22 protein-coding genes, 1 tRNA gene and 1 pseudogene are annotated in these 23,477 nt (G+C 67.1%); 12 read left to right on the forward strand and 12 right to left on the reverse strand.

Going from position 1 to position 23,477, the window contains the following annotated elements:
• The 3 genes and pseudogenes from Q0W90_RS13435 to Q0W90_RS13445 all read left to right on the forward strand — a co-directional run.
• Positions 1-378, forward strand: a pseudogene (locus tag Q0W90_RS13435) (TetR/AcrR family transcriptional regulator); the annotation flags it as partial.
• A 53-nt stretch (positions 379-431) separates the two neighbouring features.
• Positions 432-1,142, forward strand: a complete 711-nt coding sequence (locus tag Q0W90_RS13440) for a TetR/AcrR family transcriptional regulator (protein ID WP_297594278.1) — start codon at positions 432-434, stop codon at positions 1,140-1,142.
• Between the two features lie 138 nt (positions 1,143-1,280).
• The gene (locus Q0W90_RS13445) at positions 1,281-3,308 is read left to right on the forward strand and encodes a hypothetical protein (RefSeq protein ID WP_297594276.1); all 2,028 of its coding nucleotides are present in this window, start codon (positions 1,281-1,283) and stop codon (positions 3,306-3,308) included.
• Positions 3,309-3,376: 68 nt separating this feature from the next.
• Here the strand turns inward: Q0W90_RS13445 and Q0W90_RS13450 are convergent, their stop codons facing one another.
• Together Q0W90_RS13450 and Q0W90_RS13455 are read right to left on the reverse strand one after the other, a co-directional pair.
• Positions 3,377-3,739 carry a PAS domain-containing protein gene (locus tag Q0W90_RS13450; RefSeq protein WP_297594328.1) on the reverse strand — a complete coding sequence of 121 codons (363 nt, stop codon included), beginning with the start codon at positions 3,737-3,739 and terminating at the stop codon, positions 3,377-3,379.
• Between the two features lie 209 nt (positions 3,740-3,948).
• On the reverse strand, positions 3,949-4,539 hold the full coding sequence (locus tag Q0W90_RS13455) for a TetR/AcrR family transcriptional regulator (protein WP_297594274.1): 591 nt from the start codon (positions 4,537-4,539) through the stop codon (positions 3,949-3,951).
• Between the two features lie 92 nt (positions 4,540-4,631).
• Here Q0W90_RS13455 and Q0W90_RS13460 point away from each other — a divergent pair, with 92 nt between their 5' ends.
• Positions 4,632-5,105 (forward strand): DUF1772 domain-containing protein, encoded by a 474-nt coding sequence (locus Q0W90_RS13460; RefSeq protein ID WP_297594272.1) that lies wholly within the window; start codon positions 4,632-4,634, stop codon positions 5,103-5,105.
• 21 nt (positions 5,106-5,126) lie between these two features.
• Positions 5,127-5,492, forward strand: coding sequence for a hypothetical protein (locus Q0W90_RS13465; RefSeq protein ID WP_297774876.1), 366 nt, complete (start codon positions 5,127-5,129; stop codon positions 5,490-5,492).
• Here the strand turns inward: Q0W90_RS13465 and metG are convergent.
• Complete coding sequence (gene metG, locus Q0W90_RS13470; RefSeq protein ID WP_297594268.1) at positions 5,489-7,033, reverse strand: methionine--tRNA ligase; 1,545 nt, start codon at positions 7,031-7,033, stop codon at positions 5,489-5,491. The genes Q0W90_RS13465 and metG overlap by 4 nt on opposite strands.
• An 18-nt stretch (positions 7,034-7,051) precedes the next feature.
• Between metG and Q0W90_RS13475 the strand changes: the two genes are divergently transcribed.
• The 5 genes from Q0W90_RS13475 (at position 7,052) to Q0W90_RS13495 (ending at position 13,076) form a co-directional block, all read left to right on the forward strand.
• Positions 7,052-7,894 carry a TatD family hydrolase gene (locus Q0W90_RS13475; protein WP_297774877.1) on the forward strand — a complete coding sequence of 281 codons (843 nt, stop codon included), beginning with the start codon at positions 7,052-7,054 and terminating at the stop codon, positions 7,892-7,894.
• Between the two features lie 157 nt (positions 7,895-8,051).
• A complete protein-coding gene (locus tag Q0W90_RS13480; protein ID WP_297594263.1) occupies positions 8,052-9,179 on the forward strand; it encodes a resuscitation-promoting factor in 1,128 nt (375 codons plus the stop codon).
• Complete coding sequence (rsmA, locus tag Q0W90_RS13485) at positions 9,143-10,084, forward strand: 16S rRNA (adenine(1518)-N(6)/adenine(1519)-N(6))-dimethyltransferase RsmA (protein ID WP_297699950.1); 942 nt, start codon at positions 9,143-9,145, stop codon at positions 10,082-10,084. Before Q0W90_RS13480 ends, rsmA begins: the two co-directional genes overlap by 37 nt.
• Positions 10,085-10,148: 64 nt before the next feature.
• Entirely contained in the window at positions 10,149-11,105 is a 957-nt protein-coding gene (locus Q0W90_RS13490; protein WP_297594326.1) for a 4-(cytidine 5'-diphospho)-2-C-methyl-D-erythritol kinase, read from the forward strand.
• A gap of 336 nt (positions 11,106-11,441) precedes the next feature.
• Positions 11,442-13,076, forward strand: coding sequence for a fatty acyl-AMP ligase (locus tag Q0W90_RS13495; RefSeq protein ID WP_297594259.1), 1,635 nt, complete (start codon positions 11,442-11,444; stop codon positions 13,074-13,076).
• A 12-nt stretch (positions 13,077-13,088) separates the two neighbouring features.
• Here Q0W90_RS13495 and pth read toward each other — a convergent pair whose 3' ends face one another.
• From pth to Q0W90_RS13535, 8 genes are all read right to left on the reverse strand, one after another.
• Entirely contained in the window at positions 13,089-13,664 is a 576-nt protein-coding gene (gene pth, locus Q0W90_RS13500; protein ID WP_297594257.1) for an aminoacyl-tRNA hydrolase, read from the reverse strand.
• Positions 13,665-13,676: 12 nt separating this feature from the next.
• Positions 13,677-14,342, reverse strand: a complete 666-nt coding sequence (locus Q0W90_RS13505; protein ID WP_297594255.1) for a 50S ribosomal protein L25/general stress protein Ctc — start codon at positions 14,340-14,342, stop codon at positions 13,677-13,679.
• A 133-nt stretch (positions 14,343-14,475) separates the two neighbouring features.
• On the reverse strand, positions 14,476-15,345 hold the full coding sequence (locus tag Q0W90_RS13510) for an oxidoreductase (RefSeq protein ID WP_297699952.1): 870 nt from the start codon (positions 15,343-15,345) through the stop codon (positions 14,476-14,478).
• Between the two features lie 39 nt (positions 15,346-15,384).
• The gene (locus tag Q0W90_RS13515; protein ID WP_297594251.1) at positions 15,385-16,041 is read right to left on the reverse strand and encodes an LpqN/LpqT family lipoprotein; all 657 of its coding nucleotides are present in this window, start codon (positions 16,039-16,041) and stop codon (positions 15,385-15,387) included.
• Positions 16,038-16,385 carry an arsenate reductase (glutaredoxin) gene (arsC, locus tag Q0W90_RS13520; protein ID WP_297774878.1) on the reverse strand — a complete coding sequence of 116 codons (348 nt, stop codon included), beginning with the start codon at positions 16,383-16,385 and terminating at the stop codon, positions 16,038-16,040. Before arsC ends, Q0W90_RS13515 begins: the two co-directional genes overlap by 4 nt.
• Positions 16,386-17,366 (reverse strand): ribose-phosphate diphosphokinase, encoded by a 981-nt coding sequence (locus Q0W90_RS13525; protein ID WP_293038483.1) that lies wholly within the window; start codon positions 17,364-17,366, stop codon positions 16,386-16,388.
• Positions 17,367-17,456: 90 nt separating this feature from the next.
• Positions 17,457-18,950, reverse strand: coding sequence for a bifunctional UDP-N-acetylglucosamine diphosphorylase/glucosamine-1-phosphate N-acetyltransferase GlmU (gene glmU, locus Q0W90_RS13530; protein ID WP_297774879.1), 1,494 nt, complete (start codon positions 18,948-18,950; stop codon positions 17,457-17,459).
• 104 nt (positions 18,951-19,054) lie between these two features.
• Positions 19,055-19,126 (reverse strand) — tRNA-Gln (locus tag Q0W90_RS13535).
• Positions 19,127-19,310: 184 nt separating this feature from the next.
• Here Q0W90_RS13535 and Q0W90_RS13540 point away from each other — a divergent pair.
• The gene (locus Q0W90_RS13540) at positions 19,311-19,904 is read left to right on the forward strand and encodes a TetR/AcrR family transcriptional regulator (protein WP_008254212.1); all 594 of its coding nucleotides are present in this window, start codon (positions 19,311-19,313) and stop codon (positions 19,902-19,904) included.
• Positions 19,905-19,941: 37 nt separating this feature from the next.
• Here the strand turns inward: Q0W90_RS13540 and lysA are convergent, their stop codons facing one another.
• The gene (gene lysA / locus Q0W90_RS13545) at positions 19,942-21,291 is read right to left on the reverse strand and encodes a diaminopimelate decarboxylase (protein WP_297774880.1); all 1,350 of its coding nucleotides are present in this window, start codon (positions 21,289-21,291) and stop codon (positions 19,942-19,944) included.
• A 120-nt stretch (positions 21,292-21,411) separates the two neighbouring features.
• On the opposite strand from lysA, the gene Q0W90_RS13550 reads away from it, so the two are divergent.
• On the forward strand, positions 21,412-23,477 hold a 2,066-nt coding region (locus Q0W90_RS13550; RefSeq protein WP_297774881.1), incomplete at its 3' end, for a CarD family transcriptional regulator.

The raw sequence follows: 23,477 nt of genomic DNA on the forward strand, positions 1-23,477 counted from the left end.
ATCAAGTTGGACCTCGTCAGGTCGGGACTCAATCTGATGGAGTCGGTCGGCCTGCCCGACGGGAGCCAGGCGAAGTTGTTCGACCGCTGGATCAGTAGCTTGGGCAAAGTCGCGGAGCAAGCCAAGGCCGAGGGCGACATCAATGAGCAGTGCGACCCGCAGGACATCGGCCGCATGATGGTCTCGCTGCACATGGGACTGCGAAAGACCAGCAATCTGGACGAGCCGGAGCGGTTCCTGCTCGACTTGGAGAAGTGCTGGTCCTTGCTGCTCACCGGGATTCTGCAACCGGACCGTATCGACTATTTCCGCCAATTCCTCAGGCGGCGTGCGGCGCTCGCCGCCAACACCAGTTCCGACGATGTCGACTTGCAGTAACAGCGAAGGCTCGCGAGCTGCACATCCGACGAGACTCGGGAGGTGCAGCGGCAATGTCGCGCCAGGTTCGGTCTGAGGCCACTCGGCGAAAAATTTTCGACGCCGCGATCGAAGTGTTCGGCGAGGTCGGGTACGCGGCCGCTGGATGGAGCACGATCATCGAGCGGACGGGAATGACCAAAGGCGCCCTCTATCACCACTTTGACTCCAAAGAATCGTTGGCCTCGAACATCATCGAAGAAGGGTCCGACACGCTTCTGGGCGCCTATCGAAACGTCTGCAAGGCGTCATCGCCGGGGCTGGAGAACGTCGTGCACGGCTCTTTCACGCTCATCGACGTGTTGGGCTCAGACAAAATGGCCCGGGCGGCCGCGCAATTGGCCACTGCGTTAAGCGGATTCAACGAGGCCGCTTCCCGCTTCTACGCCAACCTGGTACTGGAGACCGCTCAGGAGGCGCGTCGCGCAGTCAAGGAAGGAGACCTCCGGAGCGACATCGACGCCGACGTGCTCAGCGCGTCGATCGTCGGCACCATATCCGGGACCCGGTTGATAGCGACCGCGATATCCAGCCACGGCAGAATCGGGGACGTCGTCGGCGACCCCTTCGCGCGGTTGCATCAGATATGGGAGCTCCTGCTGCCCGGCATCGCCTCGGAAGCGTCGCTGCCCTACTTCCAGCAATTTCTGCGGCGCGAAGTGATGCGCCACACCGCGGCGGCCAACGTTCACCACGACGACGCCGGGGCGCCGGAAACCGATTAGCGTTCGGTCGGAGCCGTCGCTTCATGGCGATCGGGCCGGGTAATCGGCGCCGGCGGGATCTCGAAGAGGCGGTGTGCGATAGCTTTTCGCGGTCGCCACAACGGCGTTTCCGTTATTGGGGTTGAAGCGCTTTCAACAATGCATACTGTTCCGGTGACGTTCCGGAGATCTTTCGGCCGAGCAATTGCGCTGGCCGGTGTCGTCGGTTTCGTGGTGATCAGTGCTCCGGCATCATGGGGTGCGCCCGCCGACCCGACTGCCCCGACGGACTCGACGACCTCGACGACGACTGCGACGACGACGTTGTCGATGACCGACCTTGGATCCGCCCCCACTTTGGAGTTCTGGGGCCTGACCAGCAACCAGCAGTTGAGCCTTCCGGTACTGCACGGGTTGACCCCGACGGCGCTGAACGTGACCGCCGAACTGCCGATCAATCTTCGGTCCGGGTTAATCACCGTAACCCAGGGCGAACGGACGATCGCGAGGCTGAACCTGCCCACCGGTGATCAGGTGCCGCTCGTCATCCCCTTGGCCGGAGCGGACGTGACCGACAACTGGCTGACGGTGACGCTGCATGCGTACCTGGTGCCATTGGACGGCTATTGCCTGTATCAGGAGAGCCCGCTGCGTCTGACCAGTGGGTCGGTCAGCTACACCGGGGTCGAACTGCCGCCCACCACCGTCGCCCACTTCCTACCGCCGGTGCTGCGGAAGTTGACGATATATCTGCCGCAATCGCCGTCGACAGCCGAGTCGGACAGCGCAATTCAACTGGCCACCTCCGCGGCCGCGCACTACGGCAAACAGGCCCCCGAGATCGTGGTGGTCGCGCTGCAGGAAGGACAGACGGCGCCGCCGGTGCCGCCGCAACCGCTGGAACGCCAGGTTGTCATCAAGGAGGGACCGGATAACGGCCTTTCCCTGCAGGGCTCCTCGGGTGTGCCGTGGCTGTTGATCTCCGGACCCCTCAACCGAACTGACGAATCAGACACGGCTCTGTTGTTCAGCGACCTGTCGGAGCTGGCCCTGTCATCCAAGGCCACGGTGGAATCACCCAAGCCCAAAGTCCAACTACCGGGCGACACCGCCACGCTGCGGGAGCTGGGGCAGTCATTCGCCAACTCGACTTCCCTGCAACCGCGGGTGTCGATCGGGCTGGACCAGACCCGGTTTGGCAGATCCGTCCACGCGGTGCGGGTGCACCTGCAAGGTTCTTACACCCCGACTCCGGGCAATATCGGTGGCCGGATCGCCGTGACAATCGGTCCGGAGACCGTCGACCACTGGCCAACCGACGGCAGTGGAAACATCGACCGCTGGGTCGACGTCCCGGATCGGCTGCTGCAGCGCTACACCAACCTTGATTTGGTACTCGACGTCGCGAGCAACGTCGGACATTGCGGAGATTTCTACACCGCTGGCCCCGGGAACCAGCTGCTCACGTTGAACATCAACGGCGACAGCGTCGTTTCGAGCAGCACCGCCGGCCCGCCGGTGCCGGACGGTTTCCAATCGGTCCCGCAGACACTGATGCCCCGCGTCCAGGTGGGAATCGCGGAGCACTCGTTGGTTGACACTGTGCGCGGGCTCGACATCATGGTAGGCCTGCAACGAATGAGCTCGATCCCGATCAGTACCAGCGTCACGAGTGTGAAACAAGCGATCGATTCGTCCGATCCCGCACTGCTGATTGCCGCCGACGGGTGGAACATCTCCGACGTCGCGCTTCCGGTGTCGGCAGGGCCCAGCGGTCCGATCACCGTCAACGCCGTCGGGCCCGGCGACAAGCCAGCCAAGCTCACGCTGGACCCGGTGCTGCGGTTCGCCTCTCTTCAAACGGTTTTCAACCGCGGCCGGTCACTGCTGATCGCGACGTCCAATGGAGCACCCGGACAGCTTGATGAACTGATCAGGTGGCTCAAGAGCGACAACAACAAGCACTGGCAAAGACTCAAAGGCGTTGCGGCAGTGTCGGTGCCCGGACAGGACCCGGTGACCGTCGATCATCCGCCGTTGGCCGCCGGCACGGTCGGCGCGGGATCCGGAAGCCATTCGGACCTCGACTGGCTGTGGTGGTTCGGCGCAGGTTGGGTCGTTGTGGCCATCGTCGGTGCAGGGGTGATCGTATGGCGCGTCAGGCGCGAATCATGGCGGCGCCGATAGAGTTCGACACTTGTGCCGCGAGTCAAGGATATTGCGTAGCTGGCTGCTCCAGCGGCTATCAGAGCCCGCTAGTGCGCTTCCTCCCAGAGCTGCTCGGTCAGATCCTGGAACGCGGCAAGGGCGAACTGATCATCGACCCGCCTCACCGCGGACTTGCTCATCATCGCGCGCACCACCGAACCGTCTTTGTGCGCCAGTTCGACGACCATGTTCGCGAGAGCGTGAACGGTCGCCAGCAATGATTCCGAAGCCGGGGCCTGATGGAAGATCTGTTCGAATCGCAGCGACAGGGCCTCGTCCGGCTCGTAGCCCATCATGTCGGCAAATGCGGTGTTGGCAAACAAGATACTGCCGTCGTCCCCGATAGCCAGCACCGGAACCGGAATTCGTTCCAGCACCACCAGTGCGGGCAGCTCCTTCAAGGTCATCATCGGCGATTGGCTCTGTTGCCGGTTCTGGCGTCGGTCCACAGCCCGATTATGGTCCATGGCAGAGAATATGTTGGAGGCTTCGCCCGACGGATTTGGCGGTGTCGTTGAACTCGCTTGATCCGCAACCGAATTGTCCGGGATTCTGACTGGCGGTTCGGTCCTCGGACTCCGCTGCCGTGGAGGCGTGCGAGGAGCCGGCATAGCCAGCCTCAGGTCGTCGGTGTGGCGGCGTCGCAGAACCCGCTGACCAGGATGTCGACGCGGGCGGCGTGATGGTTTGGGCGTAACCGCGCGCTGCGGTCGAGGGTGACCAGGCCGTGCAGGGCGGCCCACACCACCTCGGTCAGCGTGTCGGGGTCCCGCGGGCCGGCGACCATGTCCACCGCCGCGCGCAGTTCGGCGAATCCCGCCGTCAGCTCGGCCGGGGTTTCCGCGGCGGCGAAGGGCAGCGTGGTGGCGCGGGTGAACATCGCGTCGAACAGTGCGGGATTTTCACGGGCGAACCCGATGAAGGCCCGGGCGACCCGCGACAGGGCGTCCCGGCCGTCGGTGGCGCCTCGGCGCGCGGCGCGGAGCGCGTCCGCGAGTTCGCCGAATCCCTCCAGGGCGACCGACGCGGCGATGTCCTCCATGCCCGCGAAGTGTTTGTAGAGCACCGGTTGGCTGTATTCGATCTCTGCGGACAGTCGACGGGTGGTGACGGCGTCCCAACCCTCTTCCTCGGCCAGCTTGCGCGCGGTCGCGGTGATCAGTCGGCGACGAGCGGCCCGTTCGCGTGCCCGGCGGTCTTCGATGGCCATCCCACGATGCTAGCGTCGATATACAAAATAGCGCAGCTATTGACACACGGACGCACAGGGGTTAGCGTTGCTAACACTGCCGTCGACGAGGAGTGCGCATCATGATCGCCACGTTGTTCGCGGTCATCGCGGTGCTGGGCACCGCGGTGGTCTATGGCACCGACGTGTTCTGCGCGCTGGTGCAGCGGCCCGCGTTGGCCCGGATCGACGAGGGGGCCCTGCTCGCGGTGATGGGCAACATGCACCGCTACGGAGACCGCCGGATGCCGGTGCCCGGCGTGCTCGGCTTGGTGGCCGCGGCGATCAGCGCGGTATTCGCCGCGGCGTCAGGTCGGTGGGCGCAGGCCGGCGCGGCCGGTACCTCCGTCGTCCTGCTGCTGGTGTGGCTACTGGTTTACCTGCGAGTGAGCGCGCCGATTAATCGCCAACTCGTTGCCGGAGTCGACCGACCCGAGGTGCCAACCGATGCTCAAGCGCTGCAACGTAATTGGGACAAGGTCATCACGATCAGGGCCACCTTGCAGGGCCTGGCAGTCGCGGGATTGTGCCTGGCTCTGCTGATCTGAACCGGAAGGGATGTAGGGACAATGACCATAGGCAAGAACGTCGGGCGCCTGCTGATGCGCGGGGCTCCGCTTCTGAACGCGCCGGTCGCGGCAATAGCGGCCTCGCCGCGCTTCGGCGCGCGCGTCGGGCGCAGCATCACGCTCGTCACCTACACGGGTCGGCGTTCGGGGCGGACGTTTTCGATTCCGGTGGTCTACCGCTGCCGCGGCGAGGATATCGAGATCGCCGCGAATATGCCCGACGCCAAGACGTGGTGGCGCAACTTCGTCGGCGACGGCGCTCCGGTGACGCTAACCCTCGACGGCGCGGAACGGGCCGGGCACGCCATCGCTCACCGGGACGCCGACGGGCGGGTCACCGTTCGCGTTCGCCTCGCGAGCAGCTAGTCGACCTGGTAGCGCGGGAAGACGCCGGTCGGCGCCGGCAGCGCCGTGCCGGGTGCCAACCGCGTGCCGATGGCGTCAAAGGCGCGCTGGGCGGGCGTTTGGCCGAGCAGATCCAGTAGCGTGCCCGCAGAATCGGGCATCACCGGCTGAATCAACAGCGCCGCAATGCGAACCGCTTCGCACGTCGTGTAAAGCACTGTCGCGAAGCGCTTCTGATCCGCCTCCGACTCGCTCTTACGCAGGACCCACGGCTGTTGCGCCGAGAAGTACCTGTTGGCCTCGCCGAGCATCAGCCAGATCGCTTCCAGCGCCAAGTGCATCGCCTGCGACTCGAAACCGGCGCGGACGCGATCCAGCAAACCGTCGGCCGTCGTCAGCAGGTCGGTGTCGGCGGCGGTGAAGTCACCGGGTTCGGGCAGCACCCCGCCCAGGTTCTTCGCGATCATCGACAGCGATCGTTGGGCCAGGTTGCCCAGCTCATTGGCCAGATCGGTGTTGATCCGGGTGACGATGGCCTCTTCACTGAAGCTGCCGTCCTGACCGAACGGAACTTCCCGCAATAGGAAATAGCGCACCTGATCCACCCCGAACTCCTCGATCAAGGCGACCGGATCGACGACGTTGCCCACCGACTTGCTCATCTTCTCGCCGCGGTTGAGCAGAAACCCGTGCGCGAAAACCCTTCGCGGCAGCTCGATTCCGGCCGACATCAAAAACGCCGGCCAGTACACGGTGTGAAACCGGATGATGTCCTTGCCGATCATGTGTAGGTCGGCCGGCCAATAGCGGCGGAAAATCTCCGACTCGGTGTCCGGGTAGCCGACGCCGGTCAGGTAGTTGGTCAGCGCGTCGACCCAGACGTACATCACGTGATCGGGATGCTCGGGCACGTGGACGCCCCAGTCGAACGAGGTGCGCGAGATGGACAGATCACGCAGGCCGCCGGAGACGAAGCTGACGACCTCGTTGCGTCGCACCTCGGGCGCGATGAAGTCCGGGTTCGCCTCGTAGTGGGCCAGCAACTTGTCGGTGTACGCCGACAGCCGGAAGAAGTAGGTCTGCTCCTCGGTCCAGGTCAGCGGGGCACCGGTCTCGGTGGCCAGCCGGGTCCCGTCATCGAGGAGTCTGGTTTCCGATTCGACGAAGAACCGTTCGTCGCGCACCGAATACCAGCCTGAGTAGGTGTCCAGGTAGATGTCGCCGGCCGCCGCCATCCGGCGCCAGATCTCCTTGGATGCCTCGTGGTGGTCGCGGTCGGTGGTGCGGATGAAGCGGTCGAAGGAGATGTTCAACCGCTCCTGCAGGCGCTGGAACACATCGGAATTGCGCCGGGCGAGCTCGGCCGTACCGATGCCCTCGGCCGCCGCCGTCTCGACCATCTTGAGGCCGTGCTCGTCCGTGCCCGTCAAAAACCGCACATCGAACCCGTCGAGCCGTTTGAACCGGGCGATCGCGTCGGTGGCGATGTATTCGTACGCGTGCCCGATGTGCGGATCGCCATTGGGGTAGGTGATTGCGGTGGTGACGTAATACGGCCTCATCGCAATTCACCCTATTGTGTGCGCGTGGGTTCCAAACGCCAGCCGCCTCCGCCCCCCGAGCCGTTGAGCCCGCTCGTCGACGCGCACACGCACCTCGATGCGTGTGGCGCCACCGACCCCGAGGGGGTGCGGGCCATCGTCGACCGTGCCGCGGCGGTCGGGGTGGGCGCCGTCGTCACCATCGCCGACGATCTCGACTCGGTCCGCTGGGTCACCCGCGCCGCCGAGTGGGACCCGCGGGTTTATGCCGCGACGGCGCTGCACCCGACCCGCGCCGACGCGCTCACCGATGCCGCCCGCGCCGAGATCGAGCAACTGGTGGCCCACCCCCGGGTGGTGGCGGTCGGCGAGACCGGCATGGACATGTACTGGCCCGGGCGGCTGGACGGCTGCGCCGAGCCGGTCGTGCAGCGGGAGGCCTTCGCCTGGCACATCGACCTGGCGAAGCGGTCGGGGAAACCGCTGATGATCCACAATCGGGAGGCCGACGCCGAGGTGCTCGACGTGCTGGCGGCCGAGGGCGCCCCGGACATCGTGATCTTCCACTGCTTTTCCTCGGACGCCACCATGGCGCGGCGCTGCGTGGACGCCGGATGGCTGCTGAGTCTTTCCGGCACGGTCAGCTTTCGCAACGCGCGCGCCCTGCGCGAGGCCGTCCCGTTGATACCGCCGGAGCAGCTGCTGGTCGAAACCGATGCGCCATTTTTGACGCCGCATCCTTATCGGGGGAGGGCGAATGAGCCCTATTGCCTTCCTTATACTGTTCGGGCGATCGCCGAACTGGTGGATCGTCGCCCGGAAGAGCTGGCTCAGGTCACGACGAGCAATGCCCGACGGGTGTACGGATTGGCCGCTCAGTGAGGCGACGGACCGCGCGATTCTTGTGATCATCGCCGCGTCAGAGTTGCCCAATAGTGGCCAGTTCGTTACCGTCTTGTGATCGAACGGTTGGGCCTACGGGCCCTTAATTTGTGACCTGCTGCTGAATGAGTGGTCGTTGAGGGTTGGGTAGCGCGCGTTGAGTGTATTGACAAAACTTCATCAGAATCCTTCGCCGATGTTGCGTCTCGTGGTTGGAGGGCTGCTGGTAGTCCTGGCATTCGCGGGCGGATATGCGATCTCGGTGTGCAAGACGGTGACGTTGACCGTCGACGGCGTCGCCATGCAGGTGACCACCATGAAATCCCGTGTCATCGACGTCGTCGAGGAGAACGGCTTCGTCATCGACGACCGTGACGACCTCTATCCCGCCGCCGATGTCGCGGTTCACGATGCGGGCAAGATCGTGTTGCGGCGCAGCCGCCCGTTGCAGATCTCACTGGACGGCCACGACACCAAGCAGGTGTGGACCACGGCGTCCACCGTGGACGAGGCGCTGGCCCAGCTGGCGATGACCGACACCGCCCCGGCAGCGGCCAACCGCGGCAGCCGCGTTCCGCTGGCCGGGATGGCGCTGCCCGTCGTCAGCGCCAAGACGGTCCGCATCAACGACGGCGGTGCCGTCCGCACGGTGCGTCTGGCCGCCCCGAATGTCGCCGGCTTGCTGAGCGCCGCCGGCGCCCCACTGCTCGAGAGCGACCAGGTGGTGCCCGCCGCGACGATGCCGATCAGCGACGGAATGGAACTCCAGGTGACCCGTAACCGGATCCAGCAGGTCACCGAGCGGATCCCGTTGTCGCCCAACGCGCGTCGGATCGAAGATCCCGAGATGAACATGAGCCGCCAGGTGGTCGAGGATCCGGGTAGCCCGGGCACGCAGGATGTCACCTTTTCGGTGGCGACCGTCAACGGAGTCGAGACCGGCCGGCTGCCGATCGCCAACACGGTGATCACGCCCGCCCGTGAATCGGTGGTCCGCGTCGGCACCAAGCCCGGCACCGATGTGCCCGCGATCAGCGACGGCTCCATCTGGGATGCGATCGCGGGCTGCGAGGCCGGCGGAAACTGGGCGATCAACACCGGTAACGGGTATTACGGCGGTGTGCAGTTCGATCAGGGCACGTGGGAGCGCAACGGCGGGTTGCGGTTCGCCTCCCGCGCCGACCTCGCCACCCGCGAGGAGCAGATCACCGTCGCCGAGGTGACCCGCGAGCGCCAGGGTTGGGGCGCGTGGCCAGTGTGCAGCGGAAGAGCTGGTGCGCGCTGACCATCCGGCTACTCGGGCGCACCGAGATCAGGCGGCTGGCCAAAGAACTCGAATTTCGGCCACGGAAATCGCTCGGCCAGAATTTCGTCCACGACGCCAACACGGTGCGCCGGGTGGTGTCGACCTCCGGAGTCGGTCGGTCTGACCATGTCCTGGAAGTCGGTCCCGGCCTCGGTTCGTTGACGCTGGCATTGCTCGACCGCGGCGCCACCGTCACCGCCGTTGAAATCGATCCGGTGCTGGCCGAACGGCTGCCACACACCGTCGCCGAGCGCTCACACAGCGAAATCCAGCGCCTGACCGTGCTCAACCGCGATGTGTTGACCCTTCGCCGGGACGAGCTGGCCATGCAGCCGACCGCCCTGGTCGCGAACCTGCCCTACAACATCGCGGTGCCGGCGCTGTTGCACCTGCTCGCCGAGTTTCCATCCATTCGGACCGTGACGGTCATGGTGCAGGCCGAGGTGGCCGAACGTCTGGCCGCCGAACCCGGTGGCAAGGAGTACGGCGTCCCCAGCGTGAAGGTTCGCTTCTTCGGCCGGGTTCGCCGGTGCGGCATGGTGTCGCCGACCGTCTTCTGGCCGATTCCCCGGGTGTATTCAGGGTTGGTTCGCATCGATCGACACGCCACCTCGCCGTGGCCCACCGACGAGGCTTTCCGCCGGCAGGTGTTCAAGCTGGTGGACATCGCCTTCGGTCAGCGCCGCAAGACCTGTCGCAACGCGTTCGTGGACTGGGCCGGCTCGGGCAACGAGTCGGCGGATCGGTTGCTGGCCGCCAGCATCGACCCCGCCCGTCGCGGTGAGACGCTCTCCATCGACGACTTCGTGCGGTTGTTGCAGCGGTCCTCCGATCGGGCTCACAGCACCGCCGGGACGAACCCACACTCGGCCTCCGCCGGCTGACGGCGGGACGCCCGGGCGCCGCTACGTGTGGTTGGCCCGCACCAGCGATAGTCTGCTGCGGTGGCTGAGAATGTCTGACGGCAATACTGCGGCGCAGTGGGTGCCCACCGGGTCGGTCACCGTGCGGGTGCCCGGAAAAGTCAACCTCTACCTGGCGGTCGGTGACCGCCGCGAGGACGGCTATCACGAGCTGACGACGATATTCCAGGCCGTCTCGCTGCTCGACGAGCTGACGGTCCGCAATGCCGATGTGCTCTCGCTCGAGATCGTCGGCGAGGGCGCCGACAAACTGCCCACCGATGAACGCAACCTCGCCTGGCAGGCCGCCGAGCTGATGGCCGAACACGTCGGCCGGGCACCGGATGTGTCGATCATGATCGACAAATCGATACCGGTGGCCGGCGGCATGGGCGGTGGCAGTGCCGATGCGGCGGCGGTGCTGGTCGCGATGAACTCACTGTGGGAACTCAACGTGCCCCGCCGCGACCTGCGCATGCTTGCCGCGCGGCTGGGCAGCGACGTGCCGTTCGCGCTGCATGGGGGCACCGCGTTGGGCACCGGGCGCGGCGAGGAGTTGGCGACGGTGTTGTCGCGCAACACCTTCCACTGGGTGTTGGCGTTCGCCGACAGCGAGCTGCTGACGCCGGCCGTCTTCGCCGAGCTGGACCGGCTCCGGGAGGCGGGCGATCCGCCGCGGCTGCCCGCACCCGGGCCGGTGCTGGCCGCCCTGGCCGCCGGCGATGCCGAGCAGCTGGCGCCGCTTCTGGGCAACGAGATGCAGGCGGCCGCGGTGAGCCTGAACCCCGGTCTGCGGCGCACGTTGCGCGCCGGCGTGGACGCCGGTGCCCTGGCGGGCATCGTGTCCGGTTCGGGCCCGACGTGTGCCTTCCTGTGCGCCTCGGCGGCCGCGGCGGTCGACGTGGGCGCCGAGGTGTCCGGGGCGGGGGTGTGCCGCACGGTGCGGGTCGCCACCGGGCCGGTGGTCGGCGCGCGCGTGGTCCCGGCGCCCTCCGAGGTGTGAAGATTGCCCCAATTGGCGCATTGGTTTGGCGCTTCCCTAAGAGGAGTTTAAGATAATGCGCGGTGACGGGAAGCGCTGAGCAGGATCACTTAATTCCATCGTCCGCCGGGCGTTCCGGCGGACGATTAATGCATCCGGCCCGACAAGGTTTGTCGGGCCCGTTTCGCGCTTATCGAGGGACCGAACGCCGGCGGTTTGCGGCGGGCGGGCACGCATCACCGATCCGAGACCTAACCGCCGCCCAACCGTGTTTGCGTGCCTGGGGCGAAGTGTCACCGAGCGGGCGAATATGAGATCTCGGGCTTTGGGACGAGCGCTGGAACCGAGGAGGCTTTTGTGAGCAGGTTTACCGAGAAGATGTACCGCAATGCCCGGTGCGCGACAACGGGCATGGTCACCGGTGAACCCCACGAGCCCGTCCGCCACACCTGGGGCGAGGTCCACGAGCGTGCTCGCCGCATCGCGGGTGGCCTGGCCGCCGCAGGCATCGGGCCCGGCGACGCGGTCGGCGTGCTCGCCGGTTTCCCGGTGGAGATCGCGCCGACGGCGCAGGGCCTGTGGATGCGCGGAGCCAGCCTGACCATGCTGCACCAGCCCACGCCGCGCACGGACCTGGCCGTGTGGGCCGAGGACACCATGAACGTCATCGGCATGATCGAGGCGAAGGCCGTCATCGTCTCCGAGCCGTTCCTGGTGGCCATCCCGGTACTCGAGGAGAAGGGCATCAAGGTCGTCACCGTCACCGACCTGCTCGCGGCGGAGCCGATCGACCCCGTCGAGGTCGGCGAGGACGCGCTGGCGCTGATGCAGCTGACGTCCGGCTCGACCGGATCCCCCAAAGCCGTGCAGATCACCCACCGCAACATCTACTCCAACGCCGAGGCGATGTTCATCGGCGCCCAGTACGACGTCGACAAGGACGTCATGGTGAGCTGGCTGCCCTGTTTCCACGACATGGGCATGGTCGGCTTCCTCACCATCCCGATGTACTTCGGTGCCGAGCTGGTCAAGGTCACCCCGATGGACTTCCTGCGCGACACGCTGCTGTGGGCCAAGCTCATCGACAAGTACCGGGGCACCATGACCGCGGCGCCCAACTTCGCCTACGCGCTGCTGGCCAAGCGGCTGCGCCGGCAGGCCAAGGCCGGCGATTTCGACCTCTCGACGCTGCGCTTCGCGCTGTCGGGCGCCGAGCCCGTCGAACCCGCCGACGTCGAGGACCTGCTCGACGCCGGCAAGCCGTTCGGCCTGAAGACCTCGGCGATCCTGCCGGCCTACGGCATGGCCGAAACCACGCTGGCCGTGTCGTTCTCGGAGTGCAACGCCGGTCTGGTCGTCGACGAGGTCGACGCCGACCTGCTGGCCGCCCTGCGCCGCGCCGTACCGGCCACCAAGGGAAACACCCGCAGGCTGGCCACGCTTGGTCCGCTGCTGACCGACCTCGAGGCGCGCATCATCGACGAGAACGGCGACTTGATGCCGCCCCGCGGGGTCGGCGTCATCGAGCTGCGCGGCGAGTCGCTGACGCCCGGCTACCTGACCATGGGCGGTTTCATCTCAGCCCAGGACGACAACGGCTGGTACGACACCGGTGACCTCGGCTACCTGACCGACGAGGGCCACGTGGTGGTGTGCGGCCGCGTCAAGGACGTCATCATCATGGCGGGCCGCAACATCTATCCGACAGATATCGAGCGGGCCGCCTGCCGCGTCGAGGGGGTGCGGCCCGGCTGCGCCGTGGCGGTGCGCCTGGACGCCGGCCATTCTCGCGAGACGTTCGCCGTCGCCGTGGAGTCCAACGCCTTCCAAGACCAGACCGAGGTGCGTCGCATCGAGCACCAGGTCGCCCGCGAGGTGGTGGCCGAGGTCGACGTGCGGCCGCGCAACGTGGTGGTGCTCGGTCCGGGGACCATTCCCAAGACGCCGTCGGGCAAGTTGCGGCGCTCCAACTCGGTCACCCTGGTCACCTAGGGTTTGCCGCGTCTACCAGGCGTGGACGCGGTTCTGCGCGGGTTCTAACCCCAGTTCGATCAGCAACTCGGTGGCGTCGGCGGCCTGCTCGCAGATGGTGGGGACTTCGGCGCGCTCGACGGCGCTGAAGTTCTCCAGCACGAACGCCGCCGGGTCCTTCCGCCCCGGTGGACGGCCGATCCCGATGCGGACCCGCTGAAAGTCCTTGCTGCCCAACGCATTAGCCAACGAACGCAGTCCGTTGTGCCCACCTTCGCCGCCGCCGAGCTTGAGCCGGATGCGGCCGAACTCCAAGTCGAGATCGTCGTGGATGACGATGATATCGCCTGTCGTCACCGAGTAGAACTTCGCCAACGGGCCGAGTTGGCGGCCGGATTCGTTCATGTAGCAGCGCGGCTTGGCCAGGACCACCGAGCGCCCAACGAGGCGGCCGCTGACGATCTCGGCCCCGGAACGCTTGTGCGCCTTGAACTTCGAACCCATCCGCGCCGCGAGCAGGTCGGCGACCATGAACCCGACATTGTGTCGGGTGCGGGCATAGTTGTCTCCGGGATTGCCCAGGCCGACAACCAGCAACGGCTCGGCCATGTTGCGATCCGTCTACTCGGACTCGGTTTCGGCGGCCTCTTCTTCGCCGGCCTCTTCCGCTTCGCCCTCGGGCGCCGCGGCCACCTCCGTGACCTCGCCCGCACCCTCTTCGGCGAGCTCCTCGGCCGTCGGCGCGTTGACCACGTTCACCACCAGTATTTCCGGGTCGGAGATCAGGTTGACACCCTTGGGCAGGGTGACCTGTCCGGCGGTGAACTGGGTGCCGGGCTCGGTGCCCTCGACCGACACCGTCAACTGCTCGGGGATCGACATGGCGTCGGCCTCGACCTCGATGGTGCTGGTTTCCTGGGTCACCAGGGTGCCGGGCGCGGCGTCGCCCTCGATGATGACTCGGACCTCGACGACGACCTTTTCGCCGCGACGCACGACCAGCAGGTCGGCGTGCTGAATGGTGCGGCGAATGGGGTGGATGTCGAGCGCCTTGGTCAGCGCCAGCTGCTCCTTGCCCTCGATGTCGAGGGTGAGCACCGCGTTGGTGCCCGCATGCCGCAGCACCGCCGCGAAATCATGGCCGGGCAGTTCGAGGTGCTGAGGATCGGCGCCGTGGCCGTAGAGGACGGCCGGGATCTTGCCGTCGCGGCGCGCTCGCCGGGACGCACCCTTGCCGGTCTCGGCTCGCACCGTGACCTTCAATTGGTTGAGTGTTTTCGCAGCCATCGTGTCGCTCCTGTGTGCTCTGTGGTTCGGGGCACGGCCAGGATCGCGACAGTTCGTCGGTCTCCGTCGATAACGGTGCTGGCCAGCCAGTCACCCTCGCCGTGACGCCCGGTCAGGTTAACGCACGTGCACCTCAGAGGGGAAATTGCGTCTTCGTGAGCTGCTCGGACAGCGTCCACAGCGCCGCCGCGGTCGCGGCGTCTTTGGCCCGCGGGCTGCGCCCGACCGGTTGGGTGCGGCCGAGGTAGCCGAAACGCGGGCCCACGAAGGTGTCGCCGGGCAAATCCTGGGACGCCGCGTACAGGGTTTGCCGGGCGCCGAAATCGGCATCGGTGGCCACCACGCGGGTGACGGCCGACATCAACGCGTCACCCAGCTTGCGGCCCGAGGCGCCCTGCAGGTTGGTGTGCGAGTAGCCGGGGTGGGCGGCGATCGCGCGCAGCGGGGATCCGGCCGCGGCCAGGCGTCGCTGCAACTCACTGGTGAACAGCAGGTTGGCGAGCTTGGACTGGCTGTAGGCCAGCCACGGCGAGTACCGCCGCGTCTGCCAGTTCAGGTCGTCGAAGCTGATGGTCCCCGGCCAGTGCGCCATCGACGACACCGTGACCACCCGGTCGCTGAGCTTGGGCAACAACAGGTTGGTGAGCGCAAAATGACCCAGGTGGTTGGTGCCGATCTGGCTCTCGAAGCCATCGGCCGTCAGGGCGAACGGGGCCGCCATGATGCCGGCGTTGTTGATCAGCACGTCGGCCTTGCCCACCCCGTCGGCGAACCGGCGCACCGACGACAGGTCGGCCAGGTCGAGCTCACGCACCTCGACCTGACCCGCCATGGTCCGTGCCGCGGTCTCACCCTTGCGGGTGTCGCGCACGGCCATGACGATCGTGGCGCCTCGTCGCGCCAGCTCGCGGGCGGTCACGGCGCCCAACCCGCTATTGGCACCGGTGATGATGACGGTTCGTTCGGCGAACGACGGTAGATCTGCGGCGGTCCAGTTCGTCATGGCTGAACAGTACCGACATCGGGCGTCTGCTCGCGCTACTTACTTTGCGGCGACGACGAATCCGTGGATGATCGTCTCGATATCCGTCGACTCCGCGGCGGCCTGGTTGGCCAGGCTGGTGATGGTCAGCTGCACCAGATACCGCACTTTTGCGGGCGGTGGCCCGGTGGGCATGACGATGCGGTTCCAGCTGTGCAGCCGCATGCCGTCGAGGTCGTAGCTGCCCTGGATCATCGACGAGGGGAAGCCGTTGAATGGCGCGCCCGAGGCGTCCAGCTGTTTGAAGTTCTCGAACAGGTGGGCATCGTCGTTGCCGTGCTTGATGACCTGGGTCGGGTCGAAGTCTCCGTTCAGCTGAAACACCACCAGCCGTGCCGTCGGGAATTTGCCACCCTTGGAGATGATCAGCGTTTGCGGGGTGATGTTGGGACTGGTGAACGGCGCCCAGCCCGGCGGCGTCGGGATCGAGACCGTCAGACCGGGCATGTCTGCCGGTGCCACCGGCTGTCCGGTGACTCCGATGCTTTGCAGATACTGCGACAGAGGGACCGGCTTTGCCGTCGGGGTTGTCGTGGAGGTCGTCGGTGTGGTCGACAAGATCGATTGATAGTCAGGAGGTTTCGGGGCGCACCCGACAGCCGACACCGTCAGTGCAACTATCGCAGCGGTAGCCGCGCAGCTGCCGAAACGATTCACAGAATCTCGCGGACCGCGTCGATCGGACGGGCCAGCCGAGTGCCCTTCGGTGTGACGACAAAGGGTCGCTCGATGAGGATGGGGTGTTCGACCATGGCGTCGAGCAGCTGCTCATCGGTCGCGTCGGCGAGATTGAGCTCGTCATAGAGCGGCTCACGCTTGCGCGTCGCGGTGCGCACGTCGATGCCGGCGTCGCGGATCATCTTCACCAGTTCGCCGCGTGATGGCGGGGTTTTCAGGTATTCGACGACCTTGGGTTCAAAGCCGCTGTCGCGCAACAAGTCCAGCGTCTTGCGGGATGTGCTGCACTTGGGGTTGTGGTAGATAACTCCGTCGTCGGCCATTTACGCGTCCCCGTCGAATAGTCCTGTGACCGAGCCATTTTCGAATACGGCACGGATGGTGCTGGCCAGCAGCGGCGCGATGGACAGGACCGTCAGCTGCGGGAAACGCTTCTCCTCGCCGATCGGCAGGGTGTTTGTCACGATCACTTCCCGGGCGCCGCAGCCGGCCAGCCGCTCGGCGGCCGGATCCGAGAGCACGCCGTGGGTCGCCGCGATCACCACGTCGGCCGCGCCGTCCTCGCGCAACAGGTTCACCGCGCCCGCAATCGTGCCGCCGGTGTCGATCATGTCGTCGATCAGCACGCAGGTGCGGCCCTCGACTTCACCGACGACGCGGTTGGACACCACCTGGTTGGGCACCCGCGGGTCGCGGGTCTTGTGGATGAAGGCCAGCGGGACACCGCCCAGCGCGTCGGCCCATTTCTCGGCGATGCGCACCCGGCCGGAGTCGGGGGAGACGACCACCATGTTGCCGTCGGGGTAGTTGTCCCGGATGTACCCGGTCAGCAGGTTCTGCCCACGCATGTGATCGACGGGGCCGTCGAAGAAGCCCTGGATCTGGTCGGTGTGCAGGTCGACGGTCACGATCCGGTCGGCGCCCGCGGTTTTGAGCAGGTCGGCGACCAGGCGCGCCGAAATGGGCTCGCGGCCGCGGTGCTTCTTGTCCTGCCGGGCGTAGGGGTAGAACGGCATGACCGCGGTGATCCGCTTGGCGCTGCCCCGCTTGAGCGCGTCGATCATGATCAGCTGTTCCATCAGCCAGTTGTTCACCGGCGCCGGGGCCGACTGCAGGACGAAGGCGTCACACCCGCGCACGGATTCGTGGAACCGCACGAAGATCTCGCCGTTGGCGAACTCGCGCGCGGTCTGCGCGGTGACGTGGACGTCGAGCTCTTTGGCCACCTGCTCGGCCAGCTCCGGATGCGCGCGACCGGAGAAGAGCATCAAGTTTTTGCGGTTATCGGTCCAGTCGTGGCTCACCGTGCTGCCCTTGCCGTTCGAGCGAAATGGGAGTGCCCATCGTACGAGGCGAATCGTACGGAAATGTGGCCGGGTTGCCAGCTACCGACGTCACGGTGTCTGGTCGGCTTCTGCCGCGGGGGCCTGTCCGGTGGCCTTCTCGGCGGCTTCGGCCGCCTGCGCGGCCGCACTGCCGGGGCGCTTGCGGTGCACCCAGCCCTCGATATTGCGTTGTGGACCTGCGGATACCGCCAGCGTTCCCGGTGGGACGTCGTTGCGCACCACCGTGCCCGCGCCGGTATACGCGCCGTCGCCCACCGTCACCGGAGCCACGAACATGGTGTCCGACCCGGTGCGGACGTGGGAGCCGATCGTGGTGCGCCGTTTGGATTCGCCGTCGTAATTGACGAACACGCTGGAGGCGCCGATGTTGCTGTGTTCGCCGATATCGGCATCCCCGACGTAGGTCAGATGCGGCACTTTGGAGCCGGTGCCGATCGTGGAGTTCTTGGTTTCGACGAACGCGCCCAGCTTGCCGTCGTCGCCCAGCACGGTGCCGGGCCGCAGGTAGGTGAACGGGCCCACGGTGGCCCCGGCGCCGATGGACGACGAGGTGCCGTGGGTTCGCACCACGGAGGCGCCGTCGCCGACGCTGACGTCGGTCAGGGTGGTGTCCGGACCGACGACGCAATGCCCGCCGAGCTGGGTGCGGCCCAGCAGCTGGGTCCCCGGGTGGATGACCGTGTCGCGGCCGATCGTGACGTCCACGTCGATCCAGGTGGTGGCGGGGTCGACGATGGTGACGCCCGCCATCTGGTGGGCGGCGATGGTCCGGCGGTTGAGTTCGGCGCCCAGTTGCGCGAGCTGGACCCGGTTGTTGACGCCCGCCACCAGCGCACTGTCGTCGATGTGGCGGGCGCCGATGGCCAGGCCGTCGCCGCGCAGGATGGCGATGACGTCGGTCAGATAAAGCTCCTGTTGGGCGTTGTTGGAGCCCAACCGGTTCAGCGCCGAGCGCAGCGCCGCGGTGTCGAACGCGTAGACGCCGGCGTTGACCTCCCGGATCTCGCGCTGCGAGGCGGTGGCGTCGGCGTGCTCCACGATCGCCGTGACCTCGTTGTCCTGGGTGCGCAGGATGCGGCCGTAGCCGCTGGGGTCGCTCACCGTCGTGGTCAGCACCGTGACCGCGGCCCCCTGACCCGACCCCGGCGCGCCGTGGGTGGCGATCAGGTCGGCCAGGGTGTCGGCGTCCAGCAGCGGGGTGTCGCCCGAGGTGACGACGACGACCCCGGCGTAATCGTCGGGCAGCGCCGACAGGCCGCACAGGACGGCGTCGCCGGTGCCCCGGGGCCGTTCTTGCAGCACCACGTCGATGGGGCGGCCCAGAGCGTCGGCCCAGTCGGCGACCAGGGGTGCGATGCGCTCGTGATCGTGGCCCAAGACGACGGCCAAGTGCTGCGGTGCCACCTTGGCGATCGCGTGCAGGAGATGGGACAGCATGCTGCGCCCGCCGATGGTGTGCAGCACCTTCGGGGTGTCCGAGCGCATCCGGGTGCCGGGCCCGGCCGCCAGCACCAGGACCGCGGTATCACCTTGGATTGTCATCAAGCCTCCTCGGCCTCCTGGCGCGAGCGTGCGTGTCTGTACAACGACACGCCGTCAAGCGTGTCATTTTGTGCACTCTCGCGGCAAAGGCCCAACGAGCCAAGCTCCGTCGCCAGGACTCGAACCTGAACTATCTGAACCAAAATCAGAGGTGCTGCCGATTACACCACGACGGATCGCTAACTCATGGCGAGTGGCCGCAATTGCCGCACGCGCCAAGAAGACTTTAGTCGGATGACGATGCGGGCCGCTTGTCGGCCGCTGAACCGCCCGCCGCCCGATACGCTGATTGACGTGGCCGTGCTGGACCCCCAAACGCACAAGGAACCCGACAAAGAGGTGCGGGCGCCGCGCGCGCGAATGACCGGCACCGAACGCCGGCAACAACTCATCGGCATCGCCCGTTCGCTGTTCGCCGAACGCGGATATGAAGGCACGTCGATCGAGGAGATCGCGCTGCGTGCCAACGTGTCCAAGCCGGTCGTCTACGAGCATTTCGGCGGCAAAGAGGGGCTGTACGCCGTGGTCGTCGACCGGGAGATGTCGGCGTTGCTCGACGGCATCACCTCGTCGCTGACCAACAACCGGTCCCGGGTGCGGGTCGAGCGGGTGGCGCTGGCCCTGCTCACCTACGTCGAGGAGCGCACCGACGGCTTCCGGATCATGATCCGTGACTCGCCGGCCGCGATCAGCTCGGGCACCTACTCCAGCCTGCTCAACGACGCCGTCAACCAGGTCAGCTCCATCCTGGCCGGTGACTTCTCCCGTCGCGGCCTCGATCCCGGGCTGGCGCCGCTGTACGCCCAGGCGCTGGTGGGTTCGGTGTCGATGACGGCGCAGTGGTGGCTCGATACGCGGGAGCCCAAGAAAGAAGTGGTGGCCGCGCACCTGGTCAACCTCATGTGGAACGGGCTGATCGGCTTGGAGGCCGACCCCCGCCTGCAGGACGAATAGCCGGCTCTGGCTTCGGCGACCCAACCCGCCGGGCGTGTTAACCGCAGTCGCGGGCCAGCAGATCGGCGACGGTCTCGCGGCGAACCAGTTCGCGGGCCCGGCCGTCTTTGACGGCCACCAGCGAGGGTCGGCCGACCATGTTGTAGTTGGACGCCATGCTGTGGTGGTAGGCGCCGGTGCAGGCCACGGCCAGCAGGTCGCCGGGGCGCAGATCCGCCGGCAGCTCGATATCGCGGGCGATCTCGTCTCCGGCTTCGCAGTGCCTGCCGGCCACGGTGACGTGCTGCTTGAGGCCCAGCGGATGCCGGTTGGCCAGCGCGACGGCATATCGCGCGTCGTACAACGACACCCGCGGGTTGTCGCTCATCCCGCCGTCGACGGCGACGAAGGTGCGACCCCCGAATTGGGTCTTGACCGAGCGCACCCGATACAGCGTCACACCGGCGCGGCCGCTGATGGCCCGGCCCGGCTCCACCACGATCTGGGGGCGGGGGAACCGCTCGGCGGCGCAGGCCTCGTCGAGGGCGTTCTCGATGACCGCGGCCAGCGCGTCGAGATCCAGCTCCCGATCGCCGGGGACGTACGGGATCGCATGACCGCCACCGATATTCAGTTCGGTGAGGATGACGCCGTGCCGGGCCCGGATGTCGGCCATCGCGGCGACCATCCGGCGAATCGCCTCGCCGTACAGGGCGGGGTCGCTGACCTGTGAGCCGATATGGCAGTGCAGGCCGACGAGGTCGAGGATGGGGTGCGCCAGCACGCGCCGCACGGCGTCGGCGGCGTGGTCACCGGCGAGGGTGAAGCCGAACTTCTGGTCGCTGACACCCGTGGTGACGGCGCGATGTCCATGGATGTCGATGTCGGGTGTCACCCGGATGAGCACCGGTTGGCGACGCCGCGCCAACCCCGCGAGGTAGGCGATCTCCATGCGGGAATCCAGCACGATGCGGCCGACCCCGACGCGCACGGCTTCGCGCAGCTCCTCGGGTGATTTGGCGTTCCCGTGCATGACGATGCGTGCCGGGTCGACTCCACCGGCAAGGGCCGTCGCCAGCTCACCGGTCGAGCACACGTCGATGCCGAGGCCCTCTTCGCGGGCCCAGCGGGCCACGGCGGTGCTCAGCAGTGACTTTCCGGCGTAAACCACCTCTGTATTTCCGGCCGCGCGCAGTGCCTTGCGGTAGCGGCGGGCGCGATGCCGAAAGTCGGTTTCGTCGATGACATAGGCCGGGGTGTCGAACTCGTCGGCGATGTCGGCCAGTGCTACGCCGCCGACGCACAGCCTGCCCTCCTCGTCGGGGTGGGCGGTGATGGGCCAGGTCGCGGGATCGAACCGCGGGGGAGCCGCGTGACCAAGTGACGGCAGAATGTCCAGCAATGTCATGAATCCAACGTGCGCCCGCCGGTAATCGGGTGGGGCTCTTCTTGACGATCCCTTGACGACGCCGACCCCGATATTGACGCGGTTCGGCATGTCCGGCAGCCCCCTAGAATGGAATTCATCATGACCGCACCGGGGGCTGCTCGCCCAGAAACCCCGATCGCGGGGCTCGTTGAATTGGCGCTCACCGCGCCGACCTTCCAGCAGCTGATCGACAGCGCGGCCGCGTCGCCGGCCGAATTGAGCCTGGTGGGTCCAGCCAGCGCACGGCTGTTCGTCGCCAGCGCGCTGGCGCGGTTGGGCCCTTTGCTGGTAGTCACCGCGACCGGGCGCGAAGCCGACGACCTGAGCGCCGAGCTGCGCGGAGTCTTCGGCGACGCCGTGGCGGTCTTCCCGTCCTGGGAGACGCTGCCGCACGAGCGACTCTCGCCCGGCGTCGACACCGTCGGCGCCCGGCTGACGGTGCTGCGCCGGCTGGCCCATCCCCACGACGCTCGCCTGGGTCCACCCCTTCGGCTGGTGGTGACCGCGGCCCGCTCGCTGCTGCAGCCGATGACGCCGCAGCTGGGCCTGGTCGAGCCGGTCACGTTGAGCGTCGGTGCCGAAGTCGAATTCGAGGGTGTGATCGCCCGGCTGGTCGAGCTGGCCTACACCCGGGTCGACATGGTGGGCCGGCGCGGCGAGTTCGCCGTGCGCGGTGGAATTCTCGACGTCTTTCCGCCCACCGCCGAGCACCCGGTGCGCATCGAGTTCTGGGGTGACGAGGTCAGCGAGATGCGGATGTTCTCCGTCGCCGATCAGCGTTCGATTTCGGAGATCGAGGTCGACACCCTGATCGCGGTGGCCTGCCGCGAACTGCTGCTGACCGAGCAGGTGCGGGAGCGGGCCGCCGAGCTGTCGGTGCAGTTGGCCGGCGGGCGGCCGCCGACCGAGCCGGCCATCACCGGCAGCGTCACCGACATGCTGGCCAAACTCGCCGAAGGCATCGCGGTTGACGGCATGGAGGCGCTGCACTCGGTGCTGCAGCCCACGGAAGACGGGGCAGACGGGGCACACGTGCTGCTGACCGACCAATTGGCGCACGGCACACCGATATTGCTGTGCGATCCGGAAAAGATCCGCACCCGCGCCGCCGATCTGATCAAGACCGGTAGCGAATTCCTCGAAGCCTCGTGGTCGGCGGCGGCCATGGGCACCGACGCTCCAGTCGACGTCGCGCAATTCGGCGGATCGGGATTCGCCGAGCTGGACGACGTGCGGGCCGCGGCCGCCAAGGGCGGGCATCCGTGGTGGACGTTGAGCCAATTGTCCGACGAGTCGGCCGTGGAGCTCGATATCCGGGCGGCGCCGTCGGCGCGCGGGCATCAACACGACATCGACGGGATCTTCGCGATGCTGCGCGCGCACGTCGCCACCGGCGGCTACGCGGTCGTCGTCGCGCCCGGCGCCGGGACCGCGCACCGCGTGGTGGAGCGGCTGGCCGAATGCGACACCCCGGCCGCCATGCTGGAATCGGGTGCCGCGCCCAAGCCCGGGGTGGTCGGCGTGCTCAAGGGGCCGCTGCACGACGGCGTCATCATCCCCGGCGCCACGTTGGTGGTGATCACCGAGACCGATCTGACCGGCAGCCGCGTCGCCGGCGTCGAGGGCAAACGGTTGGCGGCCAAGCGGCGCAACACCGTTGATCCGTTGGCGCTGAACGCCGGTGATCTGGTGGTGCACGATCAGCATGGCATCGGGCGGTTCGTGGAGATGGTCGAGCGCACCGTCGGCGGCGCCCGCCGCGAGTACTTGGTGCTCGAGTACGCGTCCAGCAAGCGCGGGGGCGGCTCCGACAAGCTGTATGTCCCCATGGATTCGCTGGACCAGCTCTCGCGGTACGTCGGCGGGCAGGCGCCGGCGCTGAGCAAGCTCGGCGGCAGCGACTGGGCCAACACCAAGACCAAGGCGCGCCGCGCGGTGCGCGAGATCGCCGGCGAGCTGGTGGCGCTGTACGCCAAGCGGCAGGCCAGCGCCGGGCACGCGTTCGGGCCCGACTCCCCCTGGCAGGCCGAGATGGAAGACGCGTTTGGGTACACCGAGACGGTCGATCAGCTCACCGCGATCACCGAGGTCAAGTCCGACATGGAAAAGCCGATCCCGATGGACCGGGTGATCTGCGGCGACGTCGGCTACGGCAAAACCGAGAT

This window comes from Mycobacterium sp., from assembly GCF_025933915.1.
GTDB lineage: Bacteria > Actinomycetota > Actinomycetes > Mycobacteriales > Mycobacteriaceae > Mycobacterium.